Raw genomic sequence first — 11,857 nt, forward strand, 5'->3', positions numbered from 1 at the left:
GTCGGTGTGGTGTGCCTCTTCAATTCTCGCGCGTTTCCGGTGGCGTGTGGCGAGGCAAAGCGTTGCCGCGGAAACGAGCGGAAAGCGATCACGGCGGCAGATCGACAGGTGTCGCTGAACCACTACGCCGCCACCGCGTGCGTGACCCGGATTTTCGACTGGCTGTGCGGGCGCCGCTCCCAGTCGTCCATGAAGCGGGCTGTCAGGCCATGCCGCGCGGCCAGCGAGAGAAGGGTCTCGGTGCGGTAGTAGAAGTCCTCGCGGAGCACCTGGTGCTCGGTGCCCTCCGTGCGATCGTAGGTGAAGTCGAAGAAGCCGCCCGGGGCCAGCACGCGCCCGACGTTGGCCAGGCACTCGTCGATCACCGCGAGCGGCGAGTGCGAGAAGACGCTGTGGGCGTGCACCACGGTGAACCAGCCCGACGGCAGGAAGTCGAGCGTCAGGTTCTCGACGAGAGCCAAGTGGGGGAGGCGGCCCTGCAGGCCCCGGCGGACGAGGGTGCGCTGTGCCTCGAGGAGGATGTCCGGCGAGATGTCGATGCCGCAGTAGTGACCGGGGTCGAGGTAGTCGATGAACCGCCACCCCGCGCGAAGGTTCCCGCAGCCGATCTCCAGCATGCGGTCCCGCGGCTTCAGACCGTGTTCGACCAGGTAGTCGAACTGCATCTGCCCGAGCGCCAGCCAGCCGGCCTCCGAGCCGCTCCCGACGGCACGCTCTGGGCTGCGCGCGGTGTCGGAGGCCATGACGGCGCGGTAGTACGCGACGTGGTCGCGGTGACGGAAGCCCAGCCAGGTGTCCCGTGCGGCGCGGCGCAGATAGGGAGGGATTCGCCCGGGGTGCCGTACGGCATATAGGAGCTTGTGCTTCAGAGACGACCGGTTCTTCGACAGCTCGGGCTTCGGCATGGCTGACTCCGTGATCCACGACGGCCCCCGCCTGGCAGCGTAGCTCGGGGCGAGCGGTAGGGCCTCTCCGCCGGAGCGGTCCCCCCCCCGGTCGGCAGCACGCCGGTGCGCTGCCGTCAGTCCGCGGCGGGTCAGACAGCGGTCTCGCTGTGGTCGCACAACGCCCTGTCGTCCTCCTCGTCTTGTTCCGCCTTGGCGAGGTCGGCGGCGCGGAAAGCGGTGGACCACACGCGGTGGAAGTAGTCCTGCAGTTTGCGCAGGTCCAGGGCGAAGGAGTCGTCGAGGAGGCCGAGAGGAGGCCGAGTCCGGCCAGGGCCTTCTCCAAGCCATCGAGGGCGCGTGCGGTGGGCTTCAACTCGGTGCGGTCGCGGTGGAGCAGCGCCAGGTAGCCGCGGGTGTAGGGGCACGCCTGGTCGCTGCTGCGGTCGACGCCGGTAGGCGCAGAGCCCGCGCATGGCGCTCATGGTGCTGATGAACGAGCCACCGGAGGTGTACAGCCTGTTCGTCATACGCCCGTCGTTGGCCTACTGCGACATGCCCACGACCTTGGGCAGCATGACCCAGTCGTAGCCATCGACGAAGCAGCGGTGGAACCAGTCGGTCACCGCGGTCGGCCGGTGGTGTGGTTGAGGGCGACGAGCAGGTGTCTTGTCGCCCTTCGCCTTGGCCGCGCCGCGCAGCGTCTTGCCGTCCACAGCCAGGCTGCCCAGCCCGGCGGCCTGGGGTTGCCCCGGGTGGCGGTCGGCGAGCCCGCGGCCCACCGCCTCCAGCGGGCGGCGCTAATGGCGTTTGCTCACTTGGTCCGAGTGAACCGGGCGGGGTGCGTTTCGCCTCGCCCGGCTATTTGCGTGCCGGGCTGGAAGATCCCAGCTCAGCGCACCCGTCCCCGCGCCTTCAGTGGCACCGGCGGCAGCTCCGGCGCAGACAGCGGATCCCCGTCGTACCCCTTCACAACCCCAAACCTCGACCCGCTCATCCAGTCCCCACGGGCCTGCTCGATCTCCGCCTGTGTACGCCCGACGAAGTTCCACCACATGATCAGCTCTTCCGCGAACGGCTCGCCGCCCAGCAGCATGATTCCGGTGTCCGACTCGGCGCGCAGCGGGAGTTCGGAGCGTCCGCAGCCGAGGTAGAGCAGCGAACCGGGGAGCACCGGTACGCCGTCCACGTGGACCTCGCCGGACATGGCCAGCACGCCGTACTCGAAGTCGGGCTCCAGGGGCAGCCGTACGCCGGCGCCCCGGGTGAGGGCGAGGTCGGCGCCGATGATGGGGGTGTACGTCGTACCGGGCGAGGCGGAGCCGTCGAGGTCGCCGAGGATCACCGTGGCGGTCAGGCCGGGCGCGGTGATCGTGGGCAGGTCCGGGTGGTGCTCGAACCGCGGGTCGGTGTGGCGGTGTTCGTCGGGCAGCGCGACCCACAGCTGGGCGCCGTGCAGGAAGCGGGCGTGTGGGCGCGGGCTCTCCTCGGAGTGGCTGATCCCGCGGCCCGAGGTCATCAGGCCCAGCTGTCCGGGCCGGATCGTCTGCAGGCTGCCCGTCGAGTCGCGGTGCAGCACCTCGCCCTCGTGCAGCCAGCTGACCGTCTGCAGCCCGATGTGCGGATGCGGCGGGACCTGCATGCCGGGCTCGTCGGCGATGTCGTCCGGGCCGTAATGGTCGACGAAGGCCCACGCGCCGATCATGCGACGGCCGAGGTTAGGCAGCAGCCGGCGCACCTCGGTCGACTCGCCCAGCCTCACCTGACGGGGGCTCAGCAGCTCGCGGACGGGCTCGGCCACGACGAATCCGCGGCCGCCGCAGACGCTGGGCACGGGCGCACGGTCAAGGTTGCTCATGGCGGACAACTTAGCGGTGCGGGCGGCGTACCGGTGAGGGTGAAAACCGCATTTCCCTTGGTTGAGTCAACAACTGACTTGCACTCGGGGTACGCAGAGCCAGCCGTCGCCTTGGAAGCCCGATCGTGCCCGAGCTGCTGCACGATTCCGCCTCCGAACGCGGCCTGGCTCGCGGGCTCGGTGACGGCGGCGCTCAGCGACGGCCTCGGACCGGTGCTCGTCGGCCGGGCGCTACAGGGCCTGGCCTGTGACCCTCCTGGACGCCGCGGGCGACGTCGTCGCGACGACCACCACCGGCGACGACGGGGCGTACGCCTTCTCCGACCTGGACGGCGGCCCGTACACGCTCATCGTGCTCGGCTGTCCGCCCGGGCCGCCGGGGTGACAGTCGTCGGAGCGGATGTCGAGAACCACGACATCGAACTGGCGCATCCACAGGCGTAGTTCTGACCTGTTGCGGACCTGTGCGGACCTGCCCGGGACCTGTCGGGGCAGGGGTGCGTGGGATCGGCGAGGGCCTGGCGTGCCGTGGACGCGGTGGCGGTGGCGGTGGCGGGAGCGGGGGCCGGCGCCGGACTCATGGTTGTCGCGCGCTCGGTGACGGTCCGGCCGTGGACGGAGTGGCCGTGGACGGGCTGGCCGGGCTAGGGACCGGTGACGGCGTGCCGGTTGCCGGGTGCGGCGGGCGGGCCGGCTCGGTCGGGCGGGACTGGCCGCCGCGCACCGTGAAGAACACCAGCGCGGCCAGGGCGGCCAGCGCCAGCGCGCCCACCACCGTACGGCGCGGCAGCGCCCGGCGGGGACGCCTCGCTGCCGTCGGCACGCGCAGTGGCCGCAGGTCGGCGGGACCCACGGAATGCGCCCGCGCGGCCAGTGCGGCCCGCAGCCGCTCCTCGACCGGCGTGTACGCGGTTCCGGTACCGGACTCGTTCATCGCAGACCCTCCAGACGTCGGCCGAGGGCGTCCAGGGCCCGGCTGGCCGTGGACTTGACGGCACCCCGCGACAGGCCGAGCGTCGCCGCGATCTGGGCCTCGCTCAGATGCGACCAGTAGCGCAGCACCAGCACCTGCCGCTGCCGCCGGGTCAGCGTGCGCAGCGCCGCCAGCACCTCCCGGTGGTCCTCGTGCAGCAGCACGTCCTCTTCCGGGGCAGGAGCGTGCTGCTCGGGGGCGGGGGTGTGCGCCCGTACGGTCCTGCGCCGGCGCAGCACCGAGCGGGCCGCGTTGACGACGCTGGTCCTCAGGTACGCCTCCGGGTCGTCGAGCGAGGCGAGCCGGTGACCGTGTCGGCGGAAGAGCGCGGTGAAGGCGTCCTGCACGACGTCCTCGGCGGTGGGCAGATCGTCCACCAGCAGCACCGCCAGCCGGACCAGGGCGAGGCGGCGGTGGTGATACAACTCCTCGATGCTGGGCGGGTGTTCGGGAGTGGTGAAGGGGAACGCCCGGACCGCGCCGGTGCCGCTGACGGCCGTACCGGGAGCCGCATCGGTGGACGTGCCCGTACGGGCGCGGGCGCGCACGAGGACGCGGGTGCGCAGTGCCTGCGTGCACCGCCGCCAGGGCGTGGGGCGTGGCGGGATGCCGGGCACCCGGATCCAGGGCAGGGCCGCCGCGGGTGGTGTGGCTGTGGTCATGGGTCTCCCGGAGCCGGAAGCGGGGCGCCGCCCGCTTCCGACCCCTGCCTAGGTGCTGCTGCTCAGCGGTGCTGCGAAACCGGCGCCGGTGCGGCGAGGCCGCGGTGCGGACCGTGCGCGGGCCGCGCTGGTGCCGGTACGGGGCTCGGGGCGGCCTGTGTTGGCGCCGGCACCGGGGTCGGAGTGGCCGGCGCGGGCTTCGGAGTCGCCGTGTGGGTCGGTGACGGTACGGGGGACGGCGTCGCGGTGTGGATCGGCGAGGGTACCGGGGACGGCGTCGCGGTGTGGATCGGCGAGGGTACCGGGGAGGGGGTCGCGGTGTGGATCGGCGAGGATACGGGGGACGGGGTCGTGGTGCGGACCGGTGACGGCGCGGCGGACGGGGTCGCGTGGCCGCCGTCCTGGGCCGCCTGGGCGGTCATGGTGCCGGCGACGGCCAGGGCCGCGCCTACGGCGGAGACCCCCAGGGCGGCACGCAGCCTGCGGACGCGGTCGGGGTGGGCTGCACGGTGTGCGGACATGGTTTCCTTCGGTCGTTCGGGGTCGGACATCTGGTCGAAGTGGAGGCCTCCACCCCGACAGACGTCCGACCCGGGCCGAGGTTGCAGGCAACGGCCGACCAAATTTCCGCACGCCGCCGTCGCTCCTACTACTTCGACACCTGGCGCGACGGGCACCGACCAGACCATCCACGATCTGCTGCGCTGGCAGGTGCGGGAGAAAGCGAACATACCGCCCTCTGAGAGAGATCGCGCCCCTCGTCGCGGCTGCGGGACCTCACCAGCAGGACCGCCCCGCGTGACCGCTCCTCGCTGGTGTCCGTCGAGGTCCGAGCCCGCGATCATCCTGGGACCTCCCCCTCCTCGTAGCCCCTGCGGACCCGCGCCCTGCCGCCCTTGCGGAATCCTGACTGCCGTGGCCCTTGGGGGCGGCGCCCGCTGGTGCCCTGAAATGCAATGGCCTTGGCGCCGTTTCGAGGGGCGCCCGCTCTCGCCGCTGCAAGGGACCGCCGCTGGTGACGGGGCGGCCCGTCACACGCCGTCAGCCCGCGCAATCTCCGTCCAGTCCGGCGCCAGCACCGACCAGATCTCCTCGTCGTGTCGCTCGCCCCGGTACGGGTAACTCTCCCGCAGGACCGCCTCCTTGCGCATGCCCAGCCGCCGGGCGACCGCGATGCTGGGTGCGTTCCCCGCCGATACCCACCACTCCACGCGGTGGATGCCCCGCTCCCGGATCGCCCAGTCGATGAGCAGACGTGCGGCCCGGGTCACCAACCCCCGGCCCACCGCGGCCGGTTCCAGCCAACAGCCCGCCTCCGCCGTGCCCCGAGGGACGTCCATCCGGCGCAGGATCACCGCTCCGACCAGCGTGCCGTCGAGCCGGATCCCCCGGATGAGGCCCGCGTCGGCCGCCTCCTTCCCGGCGTACGCCGTCAGGAACTCCCGGGCGGCCACCAGATCCGTGACCACGTCCGGGAGAGCGTTGAACCGTCCGATGAACTCCCGGCCCCGGTCCACATGCGCGAGGAACTCCTCGGCCTGCCAGGGCTGGAGGGGACACAGCTCGGCACCGTCGGCACCGAGGGAGGTCGCGTACATGGTCACCTTCGGATGATCGGGTGGGACATCTGTAGGCCAGCCTACGGTCGGCCCCCTCGCCGAGGACCGTCCGGCCTCCTTGCGAGGCTCGCGCATGTCGAGGGCGGTACGGTCCGCCGACGTCACCCGTCGAACGCCGCCACCTCCCCCTCCGCGAACGCGACCGCGTCCGCGTGCCCGAACAGGCCGGGCAGGCCGCCGGTGTGTACGAACACCGTCTGCTCGCCCGGCCGGACGTCACCGTCCCGGACGGCAGCCCGGAGCCCTGCCAGAGCCCGGCCCGTGTAGACGGGGTCGAGGACCAGGCCCTCGGTGCGGGCTGCGATCCGGAGCGCCTCTTTCACCGGCCCGGTCAGCGTCGCGTAACCGCCGCCCACCTGGTCCCGGCGCACCCGCAGCCCCTCCGGCGTGATCTCCTCGGTCGAGAGCGGTGCCGCGAACTCGGCGACGGCGGCGGCCGGGTCGGCCAGCGCGCCCACGTCGACGCCGAGGACCGAGCCGGCGCCCAGGGCCGCGACCAGGCCGGCCATGGTGCCGCCCGAGCCGAGCGCGACCACCACCGTGCGCAGCTGGGGCACCTGCTCGTCCAGTTCCTCGCCGCAGCGCACATAGCCCCGGGCGCCCGGCACCCCCGACCCGCCGAACGGGATCAGCGCGGGCCGGGCACCGCTCGCCCGCAGCCGTGCGCACACCTCGGCCGCCGCCGCGTCCAGCCCGGCCTGGTCCACCTCGCCCGCCCAGGCGATCCGCGCCCCGAACAGCCCGTCCAGCGCGAGGTTCCCGGACCGCGAGGCGCCCGGCGCGCCGCGCAGGACGAGGACGGCGGACAGGCCCAGCCGGGCGGCCGCGGCGGCGGTCAGCCGGGCGTGGTTGCTCTGCGGGGCGCCCGTGGTCACGAGCGTGTCCGCGCCCTCGGCGAGCGCCGCGCCCACGGTCCACTCCAGTTTGCGGATCTTGTTTCCGCCGCCGCCCAGACCGGTCAGGTCGTCCCGTTTGATCCACAGGTCCTCGGGCCCGAGCCCCAGCGCCGCGGCGAGCCGGGGCGCCGGTTCGACGGGGGTGGGGAAGGTGCCGAGCGGAACGGGGGAGTGGCCCATGGCGTACGTCCTTCGATGCCGGTCGCGGTCGTTCGGCACCAGTCGATCACACCGGCAGCAGCCGGGCGATCAGCGCGCTGAGCTGACGGGCCGTACGGCACTCGTGCATCTCGACCAGCTCGGCGTACGCGGGCGCGGCCGAGTCGCCGGTGCCCCACCGGTCCCGCGGCTCGGGGTTCAGCCAGTACACGCGGCGGGCCCGCCCGGCGACCTCGCGTACGGCGGCCAGGTTCGGGTCGCTCATGTTCGTCCGGGCGTCCCCGAGGACGAACACGGTGGTGCGCGGGCCCACCGCGTCGCCGTATCGCGCGGCGAACTCGCCCAGTGCCACGCCGTAGTCGCTGCTGCCGTGCCAGCCGGTGAGCGTGGCCTCGGCGTGGATGCGGGCGCCGAGCCCCTCCGGGTCGGCGCGGCCGTGGTCGAGCAGACCGGTCACCTCGTCGAGCCGGTTGACGAAGGCGAACACGCGGACCTTGCTGAACTGGTCGTGCAGCGCCTGCACCAGCAGCATCGTGAAGTCGGAGAAGCCGGATACCGAGCCGGACACGTCGCACAGCAGCACCAGTTCGGGGCGCACGGGGCGGCGCCTGCGCAGCACCGGCCGCATCGGCACCCCGCCCGTGGACAGCGAGGAGCGCAGGGTGCGGCGCAGGTCGACGGTGCCGCGCGCGGCCCGGCGGCGGCGTGCGGCGAGCCGGGTGGCCAGCTTGCGCGCGAGCGGCTGAACCGCCCTGCGCAGTTCGGCCAGTTGGTTCCGGTTCGCGTACAGGAAGTCCACCCGGTCCGCGGTCGGTACGACGCCACGCCGGGCGATCTCGTCCCGCCCGCGCCGCTCGGCGACCCTGCGCCGCGCCTCCGCCCCGACCATCCGCCGGAACTCCTCGATGCGGCCCCGGATCTCGTCGTCCAGCAGCCGGTCCGCGAAACCGGAACCGCTGCCGTCCCGGCCCCGGACGTCCGCTCGCACCCGGGCCAGCAGGGTCTGCGGGCGCAGCCGGTCCAGCGTCTGGTACGCCGACCAGCCGTCCGAGCCGGGTGAACTGCCGTAGCCGCCGAGGGCGTCGACCGCGTCCACCGCCAACCGGGCCATCAGTGCACGGTCGTCCGCCGCCAGGGCTTCCGCCAGCCGGTCGCGCAGCGCCTCGCGGTCCCTGGATTCTCCGTCCGGGCCGCCCACCCCGCGCGGGAAGTACAGGTCGAAGACCGGGTCGAACACCGCTCGCTGACCGGGGCCGTGCAGCAGCGTCGCGGCCAGCCCCTCGCGCAGCCGCTCCCGGTCGGCGAGCCCCAGCGCCTCCGCGGCACGGGCCGCGTCCACGGTCTCGCCGGTGCCGATCCGCACGCCGTGTGCGCGCAGCGCCCCGACCAGACCGGTGATCCGCTCGGCGACCGCGGTCACAGCGCGTCCAGGTCGAGCTTCGCCGCCGCCTTCTGGATGTCGTCCTGATGCTTGAGGATCACCCCGAGGCTGTCCCGTACGACCGTCTCGTCCAGGGTGTCGGCGCCCAGGGCGAGCAGGGTGCGCGCCCAGTCGATGGTCTCCGCGACGGACGGCGCCTTGCGCAGGTCCATCGCGCGCAGCGCGCCGACCACCCGGACCACCGACTCGGCCAGCGCCGCGTCGAGGCCCGGCACCTTCAGCCGTACGATCCGCCGCTCCAGCTCTTCCTCGGGGAAGCCGATGTGCAGGAACAGACAGCGGCGGCGCAGCGCCTCGGACAGCTCCCGGCCGGCGTTGGAGGTGAGGACGACGAACGGGCGCCGGGTCGCGATGACCGTGCCCAGCTCCGGGACCGTGATCTGGAAGTCGCTGAGCACCTCCAGCAGCAGCCCCTCCATCTCGATGTCGGCCTTGTCGGTCTCGTCGATCAGCAGCACCGTCGGCTCGTCACCGCGGATCGCGGTCAGCAGCGGGCGGGGGAGCAGGAACTCCTCGCTGAAGATGTCGGTGCGGGTCTCGTCCCAGCTCTCGTCGCGGCCCGCGCTGATCCGCAGCAGCTGCTTGGCGTGGTTCCACTCGTAGAGCGCGCGGGACTCGTCCACGCCCTCGTAGCACTGCAGCCGGACCAGCCGGGCCCCGGCCACCTGGGCGACGGCCTTGGCCAGCTCGGTCTTGCCGACCCCGGCCGGGCCCTCCACCAGCAGCGGCTTGCCGAGCCGGTCGGCGAGGAACACGGTCGTGGCGACGGCGGGTGAGGCGAGGTAGCCGGTCTCGGCGAGGCGGGCGGAGACGTCGTCGACGGACGTGAACAACGGGGCCTCCGGCGGGTCGGGAGCGGTTCGCGGACTCCTATCTAAGCGCTTGTTCAGCACCGCTGTCACGTGGATTCTGCGGAGCGGGCCGGCGCGCATGCTGTTGTCCGCTGTCCCGCGCAGCACCCCGTACGGGCCAGCCCAGCGCGCCGACCGGCTCGCCCGCCCGGTCCAATGAAACCGTGACCGCGCCCCCGGACGACTGCCTCGCGCGCAACGAATGGATCTGCGGCGCCTATCTGAGCACCCGCCGCCGGATCCTCCTCGACGCGGGCGTGCAGCACCTCCAGCTGACCGTGCTGTCGGTCCTCATCGGCCTGGCCGTCGCGCTGCCGCTCGCCGTGCTGGCGCGCCGCTGGGCCTGGACGGCCGGGCCGGTGCTCGCCGTGACGACGATCCTCTACACGATCCCGTCGCTCGCCATGTTCTCCCTGCTCCTGCCGCTGTACGGCCTCTCGGCCACGCTCGTCGTCGCCGGCCTCGTGCTGTACTCGCTGACCCTGCTCGTCCGCAACATCCTCGCGGGCCTGCGCGCCGTCCCCGAGGAGATCCGGCAGGCCGCGCGCGGCATCGGCTACGGCCCGATCCGGCTGCTGCTCACCGTGGAACTGCCCCTCGCCCTGCCCGCCGCGATGGCCGGCCTGCGCATCGCCACCGTCTCGGCGGTCTCCCTGGTCACGGTCGGCGCGATCGTCGGCTTCGGCGGGCTCGGCAACCTGATCTATGAGGGCATGAACACCTACTTCAAGGCCCAGGTGCTCACCGCCTCCGTGCTCTGCGTGCTGATCGCCGTCGCCGCCGACCTGCTTCTGCTGGGCGTGCAGTGGCTGATCACGCCGTGGACCAGGGCGGGCCGCGCAGGGGTGCCCGCTGGACGAGGCGGGCCGCGCACGAGGGTCCTCGGGGTGAAGGCGGGCCGCGCATGAGCACACTCACCGCGACCTGGCAGTGGCTCACCGACCCCGCGCACTGGTCGGGCGACGACGGCGTCCGGCACCGGCTGCTCCAGCATCTGGTGCTCACCGCCGTCTGCCTTTTCCTCAGCTGTCTGCTCGCGCTGCCCGTCGCCCTGGTCCTCGGCCATCTCGGCAAGGGCGGCGCGCTCGCCGTGAACATCTCCAACGTCGGCCGGGCCGTGCCCACGTTCGCCGTCCTGGTCCTGCTGCTTCTCACCCCGGTCGGCCAGTGGGGCGAGGGTCCCACGGTGGTGGCCCTGGTGCTGTTCGCCGTACCGCCGCTGCTCACCAACGCCTACGTCGGCATGCGCGAGGTCGACCGCGGCGTCGTACAGGCGGCCCGTGGCATGGGGATGACCGGAGGGCAGATGCTGCTGCGGGTGGAGCTGCCCCTCGCGCTGCCGATGGTCCTGAACGGGGTGCGGATCGCCGCGGTCCAGCTCGTCGCCACCGCCACCATCGCCGCGCTCGCCGGCGGCGGCGGGCTCGGCCGGATCATCACCGCCGGCTTCAACCTCGCCAGTACGCCCCAGGTGGTCGCTGGCGCCCTGCTCGTCGCCGGGTTCGCGCTCGTCGTCGAGGGTGTCTTCGAGATCGCCGAGCGACTGGCACCGGGGTGGGCGAGGAGCGGCCGATGAGAAGAAGAGCGCTCACAGCCGTCGCGCTCCTCACGCTCACGGCCTGCACCACCGGCCCCTCCCTGGAGAACCGCGGCCAGGTCACCGCATCGCCCGGCGACAGCCACCACCTCACCATCGGCTCGGCCGGCTTCACCGAGAGCGATCTGCTCGCCCAGCTGTACGCCCAGTTGCTGGACCGGGCCGGCTACAAGACCTCCCTGCTCACCGTCAACAACCGGGAGCTGTACGAACCGGCCCTGGAATCCGGCCAGATCGACGTCGTCCCCGAGTACGCGGCCACCTTCGCCGACTGGCTGAACGCCAAGACACACGGCGCCGACGCCGAGCCCGTCGGCTCACCCGGCCTCGGCAGGACGATGACCGCCCTGCGCCGGCTCGCCGCGCCTCGCGGCCTCACCGTCCTCCCGCCCGGCCGCGCGGTCGACCAGAACGCCTTCGCCGTGCGCGCGGACTACGCCCGCCGGCATGGCCTCAAGACCCTCAGCGACCTCGGCGCGGCGAAGCTGAGGGTGCGCCTCGCGGCCGGCGACGAGTGCGTCCAACGGCCTTACTGCGCACCCGGGTTGAGGAAGGTGTACGGCATCGACGTCACCGGCGTCGACCCCAAGGGCGTCGGCACCACGCAGGCCAAGCGGGCCGTGCAGGAGGACCGGGACCAGATGGTGCTGACCACCACCACGGACGCCACCCTCGACTCCTTCGGCCTGGTCCTGCTGGCCGACGACAGACATCTGCAGAACGCCGACTACGTGGTCCCGGTGGTCAACCGCTCCCGGGCGGGCAGCGCGGGCGTGGCCAAGGCGCTGGGCAGGCTCAACGACGTCCTCACCACACAGGACCTGGCCGACATGAACCAGCAGGTGGACAGCTGGCGCCGGCTGCCCGCCGACGTGGCCCGCGCCTACCTGGAGGACAAGGGCCTGCTGAAGTGACCG

General features: G+C 72.9%; 11 protein-coding genes and 2 pseudogenes. 4 read left to right on the forward strand and 9 right to left on the reverse strand.

The window, feature by feature from the left end:
• Positions 1–122: 122 nt before the first annotated feature.
• The 3 genes and pseudogenes from ACZ5NH_RS03225 to ACZ5NH_RS03235 all read right to left on the reverse strand — a co-directional run bounded on the left by ACZ5NH_RS03225 (position 123) and on the right by ACZ5NH_RS03235 (position 2,742).
• The gene (locus ACZ5NH_RS03225; protein ID WP_468772747.1) at positions 123–905 is read right to left on the reverse strand and encodes a class I SAM-dependent methyltransferase; all 783 of its coding nucleotides are present in this window, start codon (positions 903–905) and stop codon (positions 123–125) included.
• 316 nt (positions 906–1,221) lie between these two features.
• Positions 1,222–1,519, reverse strand: a pseudogene (locus tag ACZ5NH_RS03230) (cryptochrome/photolyase family protein); the annotation flags it as partial.
• A 257-nt stretch (positions 1,520–1,776) separates the two neighbouring features.
• Positions 1,777–2,742 (reverse strand): pirin family protein, encoded by a 966-nt coding sequence (locus tag ACZ5NH_RS03235; RefSeq protein ID WP_468772748.1) that lies wholly within the window; start codon positions 2,740–2,742, stop codon positions 1,777–1,779.
• Between the two features lie 247 nt (positions 2,743–2,989).
• On the opposite strand from ACZ5NH_RS03235, the pseudogene ACZ5NH_RS03240 reads away from it, so the two are divergent.
• Positions 2,990–3,186 (forward strand): annotated as a pseudogene (locus ACZ5NH_RS03240) (carboxypeptidase regulatory-like domain-containing protein); the annotation flags it as partial.
• Between the two features lie 133 nt (positions 3,187–3,319).
• Here the strand turns inward: ACZ5NH_RS03240 and ACZ5NH_RS03245 are convergent.
• The 6 genes from ACZ5NH_RS03245 to ACZ5NH_RS03270 all read right to left on the reverse strand — a co-directional run bounded on the left by ACZ5NH_RS03245 (position 3,320) and on the right by ACZ5NH_RS03270 (position 9,325).
• On the reverse strand, positions 3,320–3,676 hold the full coding sequence (locus tag ACZ5NH_RS03245; RefSeq protein ID WP_468772749.1) for a hypothetical protein: 357 nt from the start codon (positions 3,674–3,676) through the stop codon (positions 3,320–3,322).
• Positions 3,673–4,377, reverse strand: coding sequence for an RNA polymerase sigma factor (locus tag ACZ5NH_RS03250; protein ID WP_468772750.1), 705 nt, complete (start codon positions 4,375–4,377; stop codon positions 3,673–3,675). The genes ACZ5NH_RS03245 and ACZ5NH_RS03250 overlap by 4 nt, the downstream gene beginning before the upstream one ends.
• A 1,031-nt stretch (positions 4,378–5,408) precedes the next feature.
• Positions 5,409–5,975 carry a GNAT family N-acetyltransferase gene (locus ACZ5NH_RS03255; protein WP_468773077.1) on the reverse strand — a complete coding sequence of 189 codons (567 nt, stop codon included), beginning with the start codon at positions 5,973–5,975 and terminating at the stop codon, positions 5,409–5,411.
• Between the two features lie 122 nt (positions 5,976–6,097).
• On the reverse strand, positions 6,098–7,072 hold the full coding sequence (locus tag ACZ5NH_RS03260; protein ID WP_468772751.1) for a pyridoxal-phosphate dependent enzyme: 975 nt from the start codon (positions 7,070–7,072) through the stop codon (positions 6,098–6,100).
• A gap of 46 nt (positions 7,073–7,118) precedes the next feature.
• On the reverse strand, positions 7,119–8,471 hold the full coding sequence (locus ACZ5NH_RS03265) for a vWA domain-containing protein (RefSeq protein WP_450982002.1): 1,353 nt from the start codon (positions 8,469–8,471) through the stop codon (positions 7,119–7,121).
• Positions 8,468–9,325 (reverse strand): AAA family ATPase, encoded by an 858-nt coding sequence (locus tag ACZ5NH_RS03270; protein ID WP_451555928.1) that lies wholly within the window; start codon positions 9,323–9,325, stop codon positions 8,468–8,470. The genes ACZ5NH_RS03265 and ACZ5NH_RS03270 overlap by 4 nt, the downstream gene beginning before the upstream one ends.
• Positions 9,326–9,507: 182 nt before the next feature.
• On the opposite strand from ACZ5NH_RS03270, the gene ACZ5NH_RS03275 reads away from it, so the two are divergent.
• Genes ACZ5NH_RS03275 through ACZ5NH_RS03285 form a run of 3 tightly spaced genes read left to right on the forward strand, consistent with a single transcriptional unit; the run spans position 9,508 to position 11,854 of the window.
• Positions 9,508–10,251, forward strand: a complete 744-nt coding sequence (locus tag ACZ5NH_RS03275; RefSeq protein WP_468772752.1) for an ABC transporter permease — start codon at positions 9,508–9,510, stop codon at positions 10,249–10,251.
• Positions 10,248–10,919 carry an ABC transporter permease gene (locus ACZ5NH_RS03280; RefSeq protein ID WP_450982004.1) on the forward strand — a complete coding sequence of 224 codons (672 nt, stop codon included), beginning with the start codon at positions 10,248–10,250 and terminating at the stop codon, positions 10,917–10,919. Before ACZ5NH_RS03275 ends, ACZ5NH_RS03280 begins: the two co-directional genes overlap by 4 nt.
• Positions 10,916–11,854, forward strand: coding sequence for an ABC transporter substrate-binding protein (locus ACZ5NH_RS03285; protein ID WP_468772753.1), 939 nt, complete (start codon positions 10,916–10,918; stop codon positions 11,852–11,854). Before ACZ5NH_RS03280 ends, ACZ5NH_RS03285 begins: the two co-directional genes overlap by 4 nt.
• Positions 11,855–11,857 lie beyond the last annotated feature (3 nt).

Source organism: Streptomyces sp. NPDC031426 (assembly GCF_055581585.1).

Bases quoted from the DNA above. Each gene is read 5' to 3' on its own strand.
- ACZ5NH_RS03225 (WP_468772747.1), bottom strand. From the start codon at position 905: ATGCCGAAGCCCGAGCTGTCGAAGAACCGGTCGTCTCTGAAGCACAAG.
- ACZ5NH_RS03235 (WP_468772748.1), bottom strand. From the start codon at position 2,742: ATGAGCAACCTTGACCGTGCGCCCGTGCCCAGCGTCTGCGGCGGCCGC.
- ACZ5NH_RS03245 (WP_468772749.1), bottom strand. From the start codon at position 3,676: ATGAACGAGTCCGGTACCGGAACCGCGTACACGCCGGTCGAGGAGCGG.
- ACZ5NH_RS03250 (WP_468772750.1), bottom strand. From the start codon at position 4,377: ATGACCACAGCCACACCACCCGCGGCGGCCCTGCCCTGGATCCGGGTG.
- ACZ5NH_RS03255 (WP_468773077.1), bottom strand. From the start codon at position 5,975: ATGTACGCGACCTCCCTCGGTGCCGACGGTGCCGAGCTGTGTCCCCTC.
- ACZ5NH_RS03260 (WP_468772751.1), bottom strand. From the start codon at position 7,072: ATGGGCCACTCCCCCGTTCCGCTCGGCACCTTCCCCACCCCCGTCGAA.
- ACZ5NH_RS03280 (WP_450982004.1), top strand. From the start codon at position 10,248: ATGAGCACACTCACCGCGACCTGGCAGTGGCTCACCGACCCCGCGCAC.
- ACZ5NH_RS03285 (WP_468772753.1), top strand. From the start codon at position 10,916: ATGAGAAGAAGAGCGCTCACAGCCGTCGCGCTCCTCACGCTCACGGCC.